General features: G+C 74.7%; 9 protein-coding genes. 1 reads left to right on the forward strand and 8 read right to left on the reverse strand.

The genetic code is table 11. The features are described from left to right. Window positions 1-109: 109 nt before the first annotated feature. Window positions 110-523 carry an organic hydroperoxide resistance protein gene (locus tag SCAB_RS26520; RefSeq protein WP_005486852.1) on the forward strand — a complete coding sequence of 138 codons (414 nt, stop codon included), beginning with the start codon at window positions 110-112 and terminating at the stop codon, window positions 521-523. A gap of 78 nt (window positions 524-601) precedes the next feature. On the opposite strand, the gene SCAB_RS26525 is transcribed toward SCAB_RS26520, so the two are convergent. From SCAB_RS26525 to SCAB_RS26560, 8 genes are all read right to left on the reverse strand, one after another. Further along, a complete protein-coding gene (locus SCAB_RS26525; protein WP_013003161.1) occupies window positions 602-1,930 on the reverse strand; it encodes a hypothetical protein in 1,329 nt (442 codons plus the stop codon). Beyond that, window positions 1,927-4,167: a bifunctional glycosyltransferase/CDP-glycerol:glycerophosphate glycerophosphotransferase gene (locus SCAB_RS26530; RefSeq protein ID WP_013003162.1), complete on the reverse strand. Its 2,241-nt coding sequence runs from the start codon at window positions 4,165-4,167 to the stop codon at window positions 1,927-1,929. The genes SCAB_RS26525 and SCAB_RS26530 overlap by 4 nt, the downstream gene beginning before the upstream one ends. Window positions 4,168-4,172: 5 nt before the next feature. Beyond that, window positions 4,173-6,365, reverse strand: a complete 2,193-nt coding sequence (locus SCAB_RS26535; protein ID WP_013003163.1) for a bifunctional glycosyltransferase/CDP-glycerol:glycerophosphate glycerophosphotransferase — start codon at window positions 6,363-6,365, stop codon at window positions 4,173-4,175. 109 nt (window positions 6,366-6,474) lie between these two features. Then, the gene (locus tag SCAB_RS26540) at window positions 6,475-8,715 is read right to left on the reverse strand and encodes a bifunctional glycosyltransferase/CDP-glycerol:glycerophosphate glycerophosphotransferase (RefSeq protein ID WP_037729454.1); all 2,241 of its coding nucleotides are present in this window, start codon (window positions 8,713-8,715) and stop codon (window positions 6,475-6,477) included. 226 nt (window positions 8,716-8,941) lie between these two features. Next, window positions 8,942-9,856, reverse strand: a complete 915-nt coding sequence (locus tag SCAB_RS26545) for a carbohydrate ABC transporter permease (protein ID WP_013003165.1) — start codon at window positions 9,854-9,856, stop codon at window positions 8,942-8,944. Next, complete coding sequence (locus tag SCAB_RS26550) at window positions 9,853-11,217, reverse strand: carbohydrate ABC transporter permease (protein WP_231885131.1); 1,365 nt, start codon at window positions 11,215-11,217, stop codon at window positions 9,853-9,855. The genes SCAB_RS26545 and SCAB_RS26550 overlap by 4 nt, the downstream gene beginning before the upstream one ends. Before the next feature lie 10 nt (window positions 11,218-11,227). Next, window positions 11,228-12,688, reverse strand: a complete 1,461-nt coding sequence (locus tag SCAB_RS26555) for an ABC transporter substrate-binding protein (RefSeq protein WP_078580194.1) — start codon at window positions 12,686-12,688, stop codon at window positions 11,228-11,230. Window positions 12,689-13,114: 426 nt separating this feature from the next. Next, the gene (locus SCAB_RS26560; RefSeq protein WP_013003168.1) at window positions 13,115-16,969 is read right to left on the reverse strand and encodes an FHA domain-containing protein; all 3,855 of its coding nucleotides are present in this window, start codon (window positions 16,967-16,969) and stop codon (window positions 13,115-13,117) included. Between the last annotated feature and the right edge of the window lie 51 nt (window positions 16,970-17,020).

The following is a 17,020-nucleotide window of genomic DNA, read 5'->3' on the forward strand; positions in this document are numbered from 1 at the left end:
CCGCCATTTAGTTGTGGGCAATTAAATTGTGTGCTCTACTTAGGTCCGTGAACGGCGGTCGGACCGGACCGCCGGACGTGAGATGACCTGTGAAAGGGATGGTTCTCCCATGGACGCGCTCTACACCGCTGTCGCCACCGCCACCCACGGCCGTGACGGTCGCGCCGTCAGCAACGACGGCAAGCTCGACCTCGACCTGGCCCTCCCGGTGGAGCTGGGCGGCAACGGCCAGGGCACCAACCCCGAGCAGCTCTTCGCCGCCGGCTACTCCGCCTGTTTCGCCAGCGCCCTCGGCCTCGTCGGCCGCGCCGCGAAGGTGGACGTCAGCGACGCCGCCGTGACCGCCGAGGTCGGCATAGGCAAGCAGGGCGAGGGCTTCGCCCTCAAGGTCACCCTCCGCGTCGAACTCCCCGACTCCGTCGACGAGGCCACCGGCCGCAAGCTCGTCGAGCAGGCCCACCAGGTCTGCCCCTACTCCAACGCCACCCGCAACAACATCCCGGTCGAGCTGGTCGTCGAGTAGTCCGGCACGTACTCCGCGGCACGCACTCCGCGGCCCGTCGGCGCGACCCCGCGAGGATCGGCGCCGGCGGGCACCGGCTCAGCTCGCCGTCACCACGTCGAGCGAGCCGCGCGGGGCCGTGACGCGTTCCAGCAGCAGGGGCAGCCCCAGCACCGGCAGCAGCCACGCCACCACGATCAGCCGGTCGCCCCAGATGGTGATGTCCGGGTGCCCGGCCTGGTTCAGGATTCCCGTGCACGCGCCGGCGATCACGAACCACCCGAACACGGGCCGCTGCCGCGCCGCGCCCCACGCGCCCGCCGCCAGCGCGGCCAGGAACAGCGGCTGGATCAGCTGCCGGCGCACCCACTCCACCCAGAACGCGGACTCCAGCCGCAGGAACTCCGGCCACAGCCGGGCCCGGTCGGGGTGCGTGTAGTGGTCGGTGAGCAGGTCCTGCAGACTCTCGGTGGACGCCGGGTAGCGCAGCAGTCCGGCTAGCACCGGCGTGCACACCGCCGCGCCCGCCGACACGGCCGCGACCGCCCGCACCCACGGCTCGACCGGCCCGCGCCCCGCGCGCTCCTCACTGTGCTCTCCACCGCGTTCCTCACCGTGCTCACCACCGCGTGCGCCACCGTGCTCACCACCTCGTGAGCGCCGTACCGCGACCACCGCGCACGCCCCCACCAGACACACCCCCAGGAACAGGGCCTGCGAGTGCTTCACCGTGAACAGCGCCGCCAGTGCCCCGCCCACCAGTGACACCCCCACGCGCACTCTCCCCTCCATGGCCAGCGCGCACCCCCACAGCGCCGCCAGCGTCAGGGCCAGCAGCACCCCCTCGGTCATGGGCCGCATGGCGGTCGCACCGCACGGGAGCACGTAGAAGAGGGCCTGCCCGGTGAGGGCCACGGGAGTGGGGGCGCGGACGGCGCGCAGGACGAGGAAGGCCAGGACGCCCCCGGCCGCCGCGATCAGCACGCTCGCCAGCCACACCCCCCACACGACCCCGAACACGGCGACGAACGGGGCCAGCAGCACCGGGTACCCGGGCCGCACCTCGAAGATCCGCTGGAACCGCTCCGAGGCGAACGGGGGGATGGGGCCGTCGGTCCGCCCGGCCGCCAGTCCCCGGTCCACCTTCCGCCACAGCTTCCGGCGGCACTCCTCGGCCACCCGCGCGGCCGCACTCGGAGCGCGGAACCGCACCACGTCCACCCCCTGCTTCCGCCCGGCCGTCGCCGCCCTGCTCCCGCAGTAGTGGTCGACGGCCCCGGCCGCCGCCTCCCGCGGACCCGCGCCGCCGAGAGCGAGGGCGTACGCGACGTAGTTCTTGGTGTCGGGGGTGGCGCGCCCGGTGACGCTCGCGAACTGGAGCAGCGCGAAACCGGCGGCGAGCAGCAGCACCCACGCCCGCGCCCTCATGACAACACGAAGCCCGTGCTCGCCACCGGCCCGGTGGTCCCGGCGGTCCCGGCCGTCCTCGGCGCGGGCACCGTCACCGTTCGCTCGCCCAGCATCAGCGTCCGTACCACCCGCTCGGCCGCTCGCCCGTCGTCGAACTCGCAGTACCGCTCGCGGAACCCGGCCCGCAGCCGCGCCGACTCACCGTCCCGCCACTGCCCGGAGTCGAACAGCCAGGCCAACTCCCTGTAGGAACAGGCCACATGGCCGGGCGGGTCGGCGGTGATGTCCAGGTACACGCCCCGGCTCGCCGCGACGGCGTCCCGGTCGTCGGCGTACACGACGATCGGCCGGTCCAGGTTGGCGTAGTCGAACATCAGGGCCGAGTAGTCGGTGACGAGGACGTCGGCGGCGAGCATCACCTCCTCGGCGTGCGGCTCGTCCGTCGCGTCCACGACGACACCCCGCCGGTGCAGCTCGGCGAGCCCGAAACCGCGCGCCGGGCCGTCCGCGAGCGAGGGATGCAGCCGTACGACGAGGGTGTGGGCCTCGCCCAGGCCGCGCCGCAGATCGGCGGCGAACCGGGCGAGGTCGAGGCGTTCGACGTGGCCGCCCCGCCGGTGGTCGCGGACGGTCGGCGCGTACAGCACGACCGTGTGCCCGGCCGGGACGCCCAGCCGGGCACGGATCCGCGCACCGCCGTCCGGCCCGGCGTTCACCAGGACGTCGTTGCGCGGGCTGCCGGTCCGCAGCGAGGTGAACCGGCACGGATACGCCCTGCTCCACACCAGCTCGGAGTGGCGGTTGGCGACGAGACTGTGGTCCCAGCGGTCGGCCCGGCGCAGCAGCTCCGGCACGTCCGCCCCGAGCCGGGCGCCCGGCCTGTGCAGCAGGTCGGCGCCCATGAACGTCAGCGGCGTCCCCCGGTGGGTGTGGACGTGCACACTGCCCGGCCGCTTGGTGAGGGCGCCGGGCCAGGGGGTGTCGGCGACGAAGTACGCCGCCCGCGCGGCCAGCCGCCGGTACGCGGCCGAGTCCGGCGTCACGTACTCCACCCCGGGCGGGAGCGCCGCCACCCGCTCCGGCCGCACCACCCACACCCCGCGGATGTGCGGCGCGAGATCACGGGCGGCCTGGTACACGGCCGCCGGGTCCCCGAGCACGCCCCGGTGCGCGCCCGCCGAGTACAGCGCCAGACCCGGGTCCAGCGGCAGCCGTTCATGGGCCAGTGACCAGCCCCGCCCGACCAGTTCGGCGCCGGCCGCCCGCCACCGCTCCCCGCGTACGCCGAGCGCGGTACGGACCCGGGTCGCCCGGTGCCGGGCGCGGTAGGCCGCCCAGCCGCCCTCCAGGACGCGGTGCCCGGGCGCCGGCGGACCGCCGTCCGGCCGGTACTTCCGGTACAGCGCGGCCGTCCGCCGGAAGAACTCGGCCCGGTCGCCCGACGGCACCCGGTCCGGCTCGGCGAGGACCGACAGACAGTGCTCCGCCATCCGGTTCCGCACCAGGGCACGCCATCCCGGCGGCCCGGGGCAGGAGTCCGGCAGGCCGAGGACGCGCTCGTACTGGCCGTGCACGTCGAAGTGCCCGCGGCTCGCGGTGGACAGGAGGCCGCCGGGCCGCCGCTGCCGGTGGGCCACACAGATCCGGTCCAGCGTCGCGATCCGCCCGGCGCCGAACAGCACCGGGAACGTCCACGGCGCGTCCTCGTGGTGGCCCGGCGGGAACCGGAAACCGTGCGTCTCGACGAACTCCCGCCGGTACGCCTTGTTCCACACGACCGTCGGCAGGTCGAGGACCCGCGGGTGTTCGGCGACCGTGAAGGTGCCCGCGCCGGCCCCGGCCAGGAGGGGTGCGGGGCCGGCGTGCCACAACTCGCCCCACGCGTGCGCACGGACGTGGTCGAAGACCAGTACATCGGGGTCCCCGGCCTCGGCCAGGCGGTCCGCCAGCGCGCGCAGCGCTCCCGGCGTGAGCGTGTCGTCGCCGTCGAGGAAGAGCACGAAGTCCCCGGTGGCGTACGGCAGTCCGGCGTTGCGCGCCCGGCCCGGGCCCACGTTCGCGGGCAGGTGCAGCACCCGTACCCGCGGGTCGCGGGCGGCGTACGCGTCGAGGATCGCGCCGCTGCCGTCGGGCGAGCAGTCGTTCACGGCGATCACCTCCAGATCCCGGAACGACTGCTCCAGGACCGAGTCGAGGCACGGGCGCAGAAAGCCCCGCACCTCGAACACGGGGACGATGACACTGAAACGGGGCATGACCGTCAGCTCCTCACGAGGGTCGCGGCGGCGGGCGCCGGGGCCGGGGTCCGTTCGGCGAGCGCCACGAGGGGCGGCAGCGCCCGGGGCTCCTCGCCCAGGAACACCCGCCGGACGACCCGCTCGGCCGCCCGCCCGTCGTCGAACTGGCAGAACCGCTCCCGGAAGACGGCCCGCAGGGCGTCGGCCTCCAGGTCCGCGTACGACCCGTCGCGGAACAGGTACGCCAACTCCCTCTCGGTGCGCGCCATATGACCGGGCGGCACGGCGGGCAGGTCGAGGCAGACACCCCGGGTCTCCCGCAGGACGTCCCAGCCCGCCGTGTGGAGCACGATCGGCCGGTCGAGGTGGGCGTAGTCGAACATCAGGGACGAGTGGTCGGTGATCAGCGCGTCGGCGGCGAGACAGACGTCCGCGACCGAGCGGTGCGCCGTGACGTCGATGATCCGGCCGCCCTTTCCGCGGGGACGGGCTCCGCCCAGGCCGTCGCGGGTCCGCAGCAGCACCACGTACTCCTCGCCGACCGCCTCGCAGAACGCCTCCGGATCGAGCGCGGGGCCGGTGCCGGCGGCCCGGTCGCCGGGGGTGCCGCGGTGCGCGGGGGCGTAGAGGAGGGCTTTCCTGTCCTCGGGCACGCCCAGCACGCGCCGGGCGCGCGTCACGTCCTCGGCCGTCGCCGTGTAGTAGACGTCGTTGCGCGGGGAGCCGTACTCCAGCGATGCGTACGTGCCCGGGAAGGCCCGCTCCCAGGTCTCCGTGGAGTGCCGGTTGGCGGAGAGCACGAAGTCCCAGCGGTCCACGTGGGCGACGAGGCCGGTGAGAGCGCCGGTCGCGGCCGACGCCACCGGGTACGGGGCCCGGTCCGCGCCCGTCGTCGCCACCGGGGTGCCCCGCTGCGTCCGTACATGGACACCGCCGGGGCGGGCGAGGACCGCGTCCGCCCCGGCCTGCGCCTGCCCGCACGCTCCCTCCAGGTCGGAGCCGTCCAGGACGTACCGGGCGCGGGCGAGGGCCCGCCGGTGATCCGGACCGCCGAGCACGGCGTACGCGGCGCCCTCCGGCACGGTGTCCACCGCGTCGGGCCCGACGAGGAAGACCGAACGCAGCCGGGGGGCGAGTTCACGGGCCTTCGCGTGGACGGCCGCGAGGTCACAGCCGATGTCGCCGCCCGGGTGCGCGCGGTACACGACCAGGTTCCTGTCCGGCGGCAGTCGGCGCTGGACGGCGCACACGGCGCGGTTCAGAGGCGCGCGGGGGCGGGGAAGCGCGGCCAGCGCTCCGGCGGCCGCCCGGTCGGCGGCGCACAGCGCCCGGAAACCGGCGTACGAGCCGGAGGCGAGCAGACGGTGCTGGACGCCGAGGCTGCCGCCGGGCGACCGGAAACCGGCCGGGACGTAGTAGCGGTAGAGGTGCGTGGCACGGCGGAAGAACGCACGGCGGTGGTGGACGGGCAGCCGCTCCGGATGCGCGGCGCTCCGCAGCACCGTCGCGAACAGCTGAGCGAACATCGCGTCCGGCACGCCCTGTTCGGCCGTGGCCCTGGCGAGGACCAGCTCCACCTGGTCGAGCAGTTCGAGCTGGTGCACGCCCGGCGTGTGCAGCCGACTGCCCTGCCGGCGCAGCAGATGGCGTACGCACACCGTCTCCCGCAGCTCGGCCGTACGGCCGGCGGCCAGCGCGACCAGGCCGCTCCAGCCGAGACCGGTGTGGTGGCCGATGGGGAACAGGAGCTGGCGCCCGGCGAGGAAGTCCCGGCGGTAGGCCGCGCTCCACGCCGGGGTCAGCGGACCGGCCGGACGCACGACGGTCGTCCCGCCCTCCCACCAGTGCGCCCGCTCGTGCGCGAAGTACAGGACGTCGGGGTCGCCGGCCTCGCCCAGCCGGTCCGCGACCGCCCGCAGCGCGCCCGGCGCGAGCGTGTCGTCCCCGTCCAGGAACAGCACGTACGTGCCGTGCGCCGCCGCCATCCCCGCGTTGCGCGCGGCGCTCAGCCCGCCCGAGGGCGGCGACTCGACGGGGACCACCCGGCTGTCCCGGCCGGCGTACGCGCTGCCCACGGCTCCCGCGGGGGAGCCCGGCGCGTCGTGGACCGGGATCAGCTCGAAGTCGCCGAACGGTTGGGTGAGGACCGAGTCCAGGGCGAGCGGCAGCCGTCCTTCGACACCGTGCGTGGGGACGATGATGCTGAAGCGGGGCATTCTGTCCTTTCGAGGCGAGTCTGTCGGGTGCGGGTGCGGGTGCGGGTGCGGGTGCGTGGGGGCTGGTCGCGCGGTTTCCGCGCCGCTGGAAAGCGGGCGCGGGACACGTCTACGTGCCGAGCGCCCCGTCCGCCGCCGGACGGGCGGCCGCGGCCGACGGGACGGGGTGCCGCTCGGCCAGGGGGACGAAGTCCGGCGGCGCGGCCTCCCCGAGCACCACCCGCCGCACCACCCGCTCGGCCGCCCGCCCGTCGTCGTACGGACAGAAGCGCTCCCGGAACGCCGCCCGCAGCTGTGCGGACCGCGACCCCCGCCAGTGCCCCGTGGCGAAGATGTCGATCAGCTCGTCCTCGCTGCGCGCCACCGCCCCCGGCGGGAAGGAGCGCAGGTCGAAGTAGGTGCCGCGCGCCGCCTCGTACGCCTCCCAGTCCTCCGCGTGGATCACGATCGGCCGGTCGAGGTTGGCGTAGTCGAACATCAGGGAGGAGTAGTCGGTGACCAGCGCGTCCGAGGCGAGGCACAGGTTCTCCACGCTCGGGTACCCGGTGACGTCCAGCAGCCGGCCGTGCGCCAGGTCCGTCAGCGGCGAGCCGTACCCGTGGTGGGCCCGGGCGAGGACCACGAACCGCGGCCCCAGCTTGCGCAGCACCCGCTCCAGGTCCAGATGGGTGCGCTGCGAGTGGCGGTAGTCGCGGTGGGTGGGGGCGTAGAGGACGGCGACCGCGCCCTCGGGGATGCCGAGCTGCTCGCGCACCCGGGCCACGTCCGTCGAGTTCGCCCGCAGGAACACGTCGTTGCGGGGCGAGCCGTATTCGAGGGTCGTGTACGGGGACGGGTGGACCCGCTCCCAGACGAGGGTGGAGTGGCGGTTGCCGGACAGCACGTAGTCCCAGCGGTCGCTGTCGCGCAGCGCGGCGCCGAAGTCCGTGCCGCGCGCCGCCGCCGGCCGGTCCTGGAGGTCGAGCCCCATGTGCTTGAGCGGAGTGCCGTGCCGGGTCTGCAGCAGGACCTGGCCGCGGCGCTTGACCAGGCGCCGGTCGAAGTCCACGTTGCTCACCAGGTACGTGGAGCGCGCCAGCGCCGTCCAGTACGCCATCGAGCCGGGGAGCACCCGCCGGGCCGCCACCGGCAGCGTGTGGTGGTGCTCCGGGCGTGCGGCCCAGGAGGTGCGCATGTGGGGGACGTACGTACGGAAGGCGTTCTCCAGCGCGGCCGGGCCGCACTCGTAGCCGCGGCCGTCGTACGCGGCGAACACCGCCCGGTCGGCGCGCAGCGGCAGCAGGCGCTGAAGGCGGTAGTGCAGACGCAGCCCGGCCGTACGGAACAGCCCGGCGAGGCCCCGCAGGAGGCGTCCGGCGCCCCGGACCAGCCGTGCCCCGGCCCGCAGGGCGCGGTGGAGGCGCTGACCGCCGAGCAGCAGGAGCGCGCGCCGGAGCCGGGCGCGGGCGCGGACGGGGGCGCCCGGCGTGCGGTAGCGGGCGCAGTGCGCGCGGACCGTGCGTACGAACTCGGCGCGAGCCTCGCGCGGCAGCCGGTGGCGCGCGGACAGCACGGAGGTGAGGTGGTCGGTCATGAGCCGGAACAGCACCGGACGCCACTGCGCCAGCTCCGGCCGCTCGTCGAGGTACGCGAACACCCGGTCGTACTGGGCGAACACGTCGAAGTGGGCGCGGGTGACCGCCCCGAGCAGGCTGCCGTGGCGGCGCCGGCGGTGGTGGACGCAGACCCGGTCGAGGGTGGCGACGGACTCTGCGGCCATCAGCACGGGGTACGTCCAGGCCGTGTCCTCGTACACGCCGGGCGGCAGACGGAAGTCGTGGTCCTCGACGAACTCCCGCTTGTACGCCTTGTTCCACACCACCGGGCGGACGTGCAGCAGGCCCGGCCGGTCGTCGAGGCGGAAGGGGGCGGGGCCCCGCTCGGTGAGCCGGGGGGCGCCTGCGTCGCGGACGGACTCGCCCGACCAGGAGACGCGGGCGAAGTCGTGGACGAGGACGTCCGGTTCCCCGGTCTCCTTGACGCGGTCGGCGATCGCCTGGAGCGCGCCCGGTGTGAACGTGTCGTCGCCGTCGAGGAAGAGGAGGTAGTCACCCCTCGCGTACTCCATCCCCTTGTTGCGGGCGGCACCCGGACCGGCGTTCTCCCGCAGGCGCACGGTGCTCCGCACCCGGGGGTCGCGGGCCGCGGCCTCGTCGGCGATGGCGCCGCAGTTGTCGGGGGAGGCGTCGTCGACGACGATCAGTTCGAGGTCGGTGAAGGACTGGGAGAGCACGGAATCCAGGCATTCCTGCAGGTACGCCTGAACCTTGTACGCGGGAACGATGACACTGAACCTGGGCAAGGGGGACATCCATGGGTCGGCGCGGGCATACTGCCCGGAAACGGCCGATGGGATGATTTGGTTACGGCGCGTGTTCCATACGGGGGATTTCAGGGGGAGTTGGGGGCGCGCGGGTGTGTACCGGGTGCGGACCGTGGTGAGTTGCGCGACCGGCCCCGCATCCCCTGCCTCGACCGCACCCCCGCGCCCGCCCCGCAACCACCTCCGCTGCCGCCGAACTCCCTTGTTCCCGCGCCTACTTCACGGCCCCCGCCATCACCCCCGACACGAACTGCCGCTGGAACGCGAAGAACACGGCCAGCGGGATCACCATCGAGATGAACGCACCCGGCGCCAGCACCTCGATGTTGCTGCCGAACTGCCGTACCTGCTGCTGGAGCGCGACCGTCAGCGGCTGGGAGTCGGAGCTGGAGAACACCAGCGCGACCAGCATGTCGTTCCACACCCACAGGAACTGGAAGATCCCCAGGGACGCCAACGCCGGTGCGGCCAGCGGCAGGACGACCGTCACGAACAGCCGCACCTCGCCCGCCCCGTCCAGCCGCGCCGCCTCCAGCAGCTCACGAGGGATCTCCGCGAAGAAGTTCCGCAACAGGAAGATCGCGAACGGCAGTCCGAAGCCGACGTGGAAGAGGACGACTCCGATGATGTCGCCGAAGATCCCGAGGTCCCGGAAGAGACCGGACAGCGGGATCAGCGCCACCTGCACGGGCACCACGAGCAGCCCCACCACGGCCATGAACCACCAGTCACGGCCCTTGAAGTCCAGCCAGGCGAAGGCGTATCCGGCCATCGCGCCGATCAGCACGACCAGCAGCGTCGCCGGGACCGTGATCCAGACCGTGTTGAACAGGGCGTCCGTGATGCCGTCGTTCTCCAGCAGCGACCGGTAGCTCTCGGTGGTGAGCTGGGCCGGGGCGGAGAAGACCGTCCACCAGCCGGAGGCGGAGATGTCGGTCGGGTCGCGGAACGACGAGACCAGCAGTCCGAAGGTCGGCACCAGCCAGAACAGCGCCACCAGCAGCAGGAACGCACGCAGTGCGCCGCCCGCCGCGCCGCTCGCGAGCCGGGCGGCGACGGAGCGCCTGCCCGCGGTCCCTGCCGGTGCGGCGGTTCCGGCGGCTCCGGGGCGTTCCTCGACAGTCGTCACCGCTGGCGCTCCTTCCTGAGGCGCCGGATGTTGACCCACATCACCGGCAGTACGAGCAGCAGCAGGACCACACCGATCGCGCTGCCGAGACCGAAGTCGCCCCCGCCGCCGTACGACACCAGATACAGCTGCAGGGCGAGGACGTTGGCCTCGTCCTGGGTGGGCTGGGGGGCGATGATGTAGACGAGGTCGAACACCTTCATCACGTTGATCATCAGCGTCACGAGGACGACGACCAGGACCGGCGCGAGCAGCGGCACGGTGACCTTGCGGAACACCTGCCACTCGTTCGCCCCGTCCACCCGGGCCGCTTCGAGCAGATTGCGGTCGACCCCGGCGAGGCCCGCCGCGATCAGCACCATGGCGAAGCCGGCCCACATCCAGACGTACGACCCGATGACGGCCGGGGTGACGAGCGTCGGGCCCAGCCAGTCGATGCCGTTGTAGGGCGCCGCGAAGTTCGAGCCGGGCAGCCGGAGCCGGGACCCGTCGGCGGACTCCGGCAGGCGGAAGGTGCCGTCGGAGCCGCTGGTCGCGGTGGCGACGACCTCGCCCCCCTTCACCGCCTCGACCTTCACGCCCTTCAGCGCCTTCTCGCCCGGGTCGACGGCACCCTTCTCGCCGCCACCGCCGAGCCGGAAGTCCAGCCAGACGGTGCCGGTGACGCCGTCGTCCTTCCCGGTCCCGGCGTTCTCGGCGTCCTGGGCGTCGCCGGGCAGCCGGTTGGGCGCGATACCGACGAGCGGGAGGAGCGCCGGGGTACCCGCCCGCACGGTGCCCTCCGTGGTGAACGACCCGCCGCCGGACGCCCGCAGATCGCTCACCTGGGCGTTCGGCCGGGCCTTCGGGTACACGGACTCGTCGACGAAGACGTCGTGCACGGACGTCACGACCGCGTTGGCGACACCCTGGTCCGGGTCCTGCTCGTACACCAGCCGGAAGATGATGCCCGCGGCGAGCATCGAGATCGCCATCGGCATGAAGACGACCAGCTTGAACGCCGTTCCCCAGCGGATGCGTTCGGTCAGCACCGCGAAGATCAGTCCGAGCGCGGTGACCAGTGCGGGGGCCACCGCGACCCAGATCGCGGTGTTGCGTACGGCGACGAGGGTGGAGTCGTCGGAGAAGATCTCCGCGTAGTTGTCGAGGCCGACGAAGCCCGAGCCGTCCGCGTCGAACAGGCTCCGCCAGACCGAGTACCCGATGGGGTAGACCACGAGCGCGCCGAGCAGCACCAGCGCGGGCAGCAGGAACAGCACCGCCACCCACAGCCGGGTGCCCGTCACGCTCTTGCGCGATGCGGCGGGGGGCGTCGGCAGCGCGCCGGCACCCCCCGCCGTCTTCGTCACGGCAGACGGCATGAGGTCGTCGTCAGCCGTTCCCGTAGGCCTTCGCCGCGTCGGCCTCCAGCTGCTTCTGGGCCCCGGCCACGTCGTCGGGGTCCTTCAGGAAGTCCTGGAGGTCCTTCCACTCACCGACGCCCTGGGTGCCGCCGAACGCCGCCGGGGCCTGGTCGGACATGTCGAAGCGGAAGTCGTCGCCCGCCGCGAGCAGTGCCTTGGCGATCTTCCGGGTGGCGTCGTCCTTGTAACTGGCCTCGTCCATCTCCTTGTTGGGGGAGAGGAAGCCGCCCTGGGCCGCCCAGATCTCCGCCGCGTCGGTCGAGGCGAGGAAGGTGAGCAGCGCCTGCGCGCCCTTGCCGTCCTTCAGGGCCACGGCCGCGTCACCGCCGGTGACCACGGGGGAGTCGTCGCCGACCGCCGGGAACGGGAAGACCTTGGCGTCCGTGCCGATCTTCGCGTCCGTGTCGCCGTTGATCGTGACGGCCACGAAGTCGCCCTCGAACACCATGCCCGCCGGAGTGTCCCCGCCGAACGTCTGGGTGATCGACTTCGGGTACTCCGTCTGCAGCGCGCCGGACGCCCCGCCCGCGATCAGGTCGTCCTTGCCCCACAGCTGGGCGAGCGTGGTGAGGGCGTCCTTGACGGAGGGGTCGGTCCACTTGATCTCGTGCTTGGCGAGCTGGTCGTACTTCTCCGGGCCCGCCTGCGAGAGGTAGACGTTCTCGAACCAGTCGGTGAGGGTCCAGCCGTCGGCGCCGCCGATGGACACGGCGGGGGAGCCGGCGTCGGAGAGGGTCTGCGCGGTCTGCAGGAACTCCTCCCAGGTCTTGGGTTCCTCGGTGATGCCGGCCGCCTCGAAGGCCGCGGTGTTGTACCAGACGAGGGACTTGTTGGCGGCCTTCGCGTAGACGCCGTACTGCTTGCCCTCGTAGGCGCCGAGGTCCTTCCAGCCGTCCGAGAAGTTCTTGTCCAGCTGCGCCTGGGCCTCGCTGCCGAGCGGCTTCACCCAGCCCTTCTCGGCGAACTGGTGCAGCACGCCGACCTGGGGCAGGAACGCCACGTCCGGCGGCTTGCCGCCCTCGATCTTGGTCCCGAGGAACGTGGAGGTGTTGTTGCCGGTCGGTACGAAGGTCACCGAGGCACCGGTGCGTTTCTCGAACTCGTCCAGCACCTTCTGGAAGTTGTCCAGCTCCGGGCCCGTGAAGACCGCCGCGACCTCCAGCTTCTGGCCGTCCAGCTTGGGCAGGCGCACGGTGGCCTCGTTGCCGCCCTCGCTGCCGTTGTCCCCCTTGTCGCCGCCGTCGTCGTCACCCCCGCACGCGGTGAGCGAGAGGGCGAGGACACCTGCGGCGAGGGCCGCGAGGGCTCTGGCCGTGGGGGGCCGGGTGGGCCCGCCGGCGGATGCGGGCTTGCTGGTGCGAACCCCATGGCCTAAGAGGCGAATCCGGTTCGAGCGGTGTGTGCGGTGCGTGCCGTGCGTGTGGCGCATCACTGACCCCGTTCTCCGTGCGTCGTCGAACGTAGAGCGCTGTCCCGTGCGCTCTGGTCTACGCCGCGTGGTCGGGGGCGGCAAGAGCGGCTGCCGCGTCAGCGTCTTGATCGTGACCGCGTCGTGACCATGAGGGCGGTGTCGGGGTGCTTCGCGGGGCGCTTCACGAGGGGGCGGCGCGGTGTCGTGGTCGGGTGCCTGTGCGTCGTGGTCGCTCGCGCCGTTCCCCGCGCCCCTGTCGGGCCTGCGGCCCTCCTTGGGGGTGTGGGCAGCGCCCCGCTCGTGGGGGTTGCTCGCGCAGTTCCCCGCGCCCCTCGAGGGGGCCTGCGGCCCCTCGTCGGGGGATGTTGCGCTGTGTGGGTGAGTGGCGGGTGTGTTGGGGGTGCTCGCGCCGTTCCCCGCGCCCCCTGTCGGGGCGGGGGACGGTCAGAGGAGGGACGGTACGTGGGCTGCCGAGACCTCTCGGGCCGCGCGGTCCAGGGCGCTGGCCAGGAGGGCCAGGTCGGTGGGGCCGTTGCCCAGTTCGCGGACGGGACGGCGGGCCGGCGGGTCGCCCATGCGTGACCAGTCGAGCGGCACCACGGTCGGGCGGAGGGTCGCGGTGCGGGGGATGCGGCCCGTGACCCGGCCCGCCTGGAACACGGTCGTCCGGCCCCCCTCGCCCAGCAGCTCCCCCCGGCCGGGCGCGGGTTCGTCCGGACCCGGCATCGGCGCGCTCAGGACCACGCGTCCGCCCGCCGCCCGGCCCAGCTCGCTCTCGCCCGCGCGCCCGCCGACACCGGTCGCGGCCACGAGATGCACCCCGAGACGCTCACCCTCCCGGGCCACCGCCTCCAGGGCCCGTACGACCGAACCCGCCGCCGGCCGCCCCGTGGACCCCAGAGCGGGTGACAGCAGGGCGTCCAGGTCGTCGACGACGACCACGAGCCGGGGCAGCTCCGAGGCCGCATCCCTGGTGGCCCCGCCCCTGCCGTCCGGGTCGGTGTTCCTGCGGCTCGCCGGCGGACGCAGCCGCAGGGTGGAGCTGGAGGACGAGTCGAGGTCGGCGGCCCCGGCCCCCGAAGCCCCGGCCCCTGACGCGCCCGCCCCCGACACGCCCGCTCCCGACGGCGCCGAGCGCTGCGGGACGATACGCCCCGAGACCTCACGCCGTGTGTGCCACTCCACGAACCCCAGCCCGTCGAGCAGTTCGTACCGCCGTTTCAGCTCCGTGATCAGGGACTGCGCGAACTCCCGCATCCGGACGGGGTCGTTGGCCGTGAGATGCGTCCCCACATGGGGCAGGTCCGTACAGACCCCGAGGCCCTCGCCGGTCCGCCCGCCTCCGCCACCGGTACCGGTGGCGCCGTCCCGTCCGTCCACGAGGGCGATGCCCAGCCGGTCGGGCCGCTCGGCGGCGGCGAGGGACGCGGCCACCGACCGCAGCAGCTCCGTACGGCCGCTCCCGGCGGGCCCCTCGATCAGCAGATGCGGCCCCTCGGCCACCAGATCCACCGAGACCGGACCGCGCGGCCCCGCGCCGAGCACGGCCCAGGCCCGCCCGCCGAGCGCCGTCGTGTCGTCGGCGGCGTCCGCCCACCGGGTCATCAGCGAGGCCGGTGTGGCCCGCGCCAGCCCCAGCTCGTCCAGCAGCCGCGCCGACTGCGGCAGCGGCGCCGAGACGCGCGTCTGCCGGTCCCCGGCCGTCCCGTCCGATCCGTCCGTCCGCAACGGCGCCAGCGCCCGCGCGAACCGCTCCGCCCACGCCGACGACACCGCGTCGAGCGTGGCCACCGTGCCCTGGTTCAGCAGCCCCGGGGCCTCGCCCGGGTCGAGGGAGGCCAGGTCCCGGGTGCCCGGACGCGTCCGTTCGTCGGCGCCGGAGCGCGCGCTCCCCGTGAGGTCGAGGTGGGGATGCGTACGGCCCCCCGCGGCGGGGTCGGCCGAGGCGGAGCCGTGGGCGGCGTCGTCGCGGCCCGAGCGGCCCTCCCGGGAGCGGCCCGGCGCGGCACCGTCCACCGGGCGACCGGAGCCGCCCGCGCCCGGTGCCCCGGAGCCGCCCCCCGCGCCGTATCCGGCGGAGGCGACCCGCAGCAGGCGCAGCGCCGTGGCCACGTCACCGCTGAGCAGGGCGACGGCCCCGCACGCGCGGAACGCGGGCGAGGTCGCGCAGGCCGCCGCGTACGTCTCCGCCACCGGCGAGGCGGGTGACGCGGACTCCGTCTCGGCGAGGCACACGACATGGATCCCGGCGAGGGGCCCCTCCTGCGCCAGCCGCACCACGGCCTCCCGCACATCGGCGCCTCCGGGGTCCCCGTCCACGATCACCACCGTGTACGGCCCCGGGAAACCGTCGCCCGCCGGTCCGTCCTCCCGGGCCCACGAGGGCCGCCGCACGGTCCGCCGCCCGGGACCGCCCTCGTCCCCTCCGGTCCCGCGATCGGCCGAGCCGGGCGCCCCGGCGGCCGTCGCCCGTCCGCCGTCGGCGCCCGGAGTGCTCCCGGGCGCGTGTCCCGCCGCGTCCGCCGCGTGGTCCTCCACCCGGCGCAGCAGTTCGTCCAGCCGGGCCGTCGTCTGCTCGCGGTCGTAGGCGAGCAGGAGGCGGCAGTCCTGGCCGTGGGCGGGGCGGAGGTGGGGGAGCCAGCCGAGCCACGCCCAGTCGGCGGCCCGTTCCCCGGCGGTGCGGGAGCGGTCCGCGCTGATCAGCACCAGTTCCAGGGCGTCGGGCGAGTGCAGCGCGGCGAGCTGGGCCACGACCGCGCGGGCCAGCCCCATCAGCCGGGGACGCGGCCCGGCCAGCCCCAGCGCCCCGACCTCGCGCAGCCCGGTGGTCACCGGCACCGCCGGCAGCAGACCCGGTCCGTCCGGCGCCGGCCGGTCCGCCGTCCCCAGCCGCACCGTCAGTGCCTCCGGGTGGTCCGGCCCCCGCTCCCACAGCCGGGCACCCGGCCCGAGCGCGGTGAGCAGCAGCGCGGCGGGATCCGGCCAGGTCTCCGGCAGCCGCTCCCCACCGGACGGGAGCCACGAGGCCATCGCCCCGAGCTCGTCCTCGTCGTCCTCCGTGTCGTACTCGTACGGGTCGTACTCGGCCTCCGCCTGGGCCCGCCCGCCGGCCAGACGCCGGGCCCAGGCGCCGAAGCCGCCCCGTTTGCGCACCCCGCGCGGCACGTCCGTGCCCCGCAGGGGCGTGCCCTTGCGCGTGCCCGACCCGGCGGGCCCGTCGACGTCCCCGGGTGCCGACGGCTCGCCGGGGCCGGGGGACCCGTCGGTGTCGTGGAACGCGCCCCTTCCGTGCGCGACCTCCGCCGCGCGCGTGTCCGCGGGCCGGTGGGCGTCCACGGCACCGCGGTGGTGGTCCTCGGTGTCGCGGGGGTGGTCACCGCCGCGCCCGCCGTGGGCGGCACCGGCCCGGTCAGGGGTGTCCGCCCCGCCGTCGTCCTCGTGCGTGTGGTCCCGGCCGGCACCGGACGCGGCCCGGCCCGCGCCGGCGGACCCCGCGCTCCGTGCCGTCCGTTCGATCCCGGGCACCCCGCCCTGCCCCGGCACCGTCCGCCGCTCGGCAGGGCCCCGACCGGAGCCGTGCGCCGCCTCCGTGCCGTCGGGGGAACCCGCGTCCCGGCCCCCGACGCGCACCCGCACGTGCCCTTCCCCGTCCGGGGCCGTCGAGATCCCCCGCGCGCCCGACGAGGAGGCCAGGCGGAGCGCGGACTCGCCGATGCGCAGCAGGGCGCCCGGGGCGAGGCGCACCGGACGGTCGCCCACGCGGACGCCGTCGAGCGTGGTGCCGTTGGTGGAGCCGAGGTCGACGACGGAGACCCGGCCGTCGGAGGCGAGCGTGACCGCGCAGTGCAGCCGGGAGACGTCCGGGTCGTCGAGCGGGACGTCGGCGTCGGCGGAACGGCCGACATGGATCTTGCCGCCGTGCAGCAGATGGACGCCGCCCGCGTCGGGGCCGGCCACGACATGGAGCTGCGCGGCGGCCTCGTCGACCTCGGGGCCCGCTTCGGCGGGGCCGCCCAGGGAGAGCACGGCGCCGTCGATGAGGGGCGGCTCGCCGAGGGTGCAGCGCTGGGCGTCGAGGCGCTCGGCACCGGCGTAGAGCACGATCTGCCCGCCGCCCGCCTCCCGGCTGCGCTCCAGCCGCTCCGCGCCGCCCTCGCCGACGGCGGACGCGAGGCCCGCGGTCACGGCGGCCAGCGCCGTCCCCGCGGGCGCCGTGACCAGCACGTCGCAGGCCGTGGCGCGTCCTCGCGGCTCGGAGGTCGGTCCCAGCGGGTCTACGACGGTCAGCCGGATCTGCATCGCCGTCAGCGGTCCCTTCCGCGCGGGCACCCGCGACGACGAGGACGAGAC

It is taken from the genome of Streptomyces scabiei 87.22 (genome assembly GCF_000091305.1).
In the GTDB taxonomy this organism is placed as follows: domain Bacteria; phylum Actinomycetota; class Actinomycetes; order Streptomycetales; family Streptomycetaceae; genus Streptomyces; species Streptomyces scabiei.

Bases quoted from the DNA above. Each gene is read 5' to 3' on its own strand.
- SCAB_RS26520 (WP_005486852.1), top strand. From the start codon at position 110: ATGGACGCGCTCTACACCGCTGTCGCCACCGCCACCCACGGCCGTGAC.
- SCAB_RS26525 (WP_013003161.1), bottom strand. From the start codon at position 1,930: ATGAGGGCGCGGGCGTGGGTGCTGCTGCTCGCCGCCGGTTTCGCGCTG.
- SCAB_RS26530 (WP_013003162.1), bottom strand. From the start codon at position 4,167: ATGCCCCGTTTCAGTGTCATCGTCCCCGTGTTCGAGGTGCGGGGCTTT.
- SCAB_RS26535 (WP_013003163.1), bottom strand. From the start codon at position 6,365: ATGCCCCGCTTCAGCATCATCGTCCCCACGCACGGTGTCGAAGGACGG.
- SCAB_RS26540 (WP_037729454.1), bottom strand. From the start codon at position 8,715: ATGTCCCCCTTGCCCAGGTTCAGTGTCATCGTTCCCGCGTACAAGGTT.
- SCAB_RS26550 (WP_231885131.1), bottom strand. From the start codon at position 11,217: ATGCCGTCTGCCGTGACGAAGACGGCGGGGGGTGCCGGCGCGCTGCCG.
- SCAB_RS26555 (WP_078580194.1), bottom strand. From the start codon at position 12,688: ATGCGCCACACGCACGGCACGCACCGCACACACCGCTCGAACCGGATT.
- SCAB_RS26560 (WP_013003168.1), bottom strand. From the start codon at position 16,969: ATGCAGATCCGGCTGACCGTCGTAGACCCGCTGGGACCGACCTCCGAG.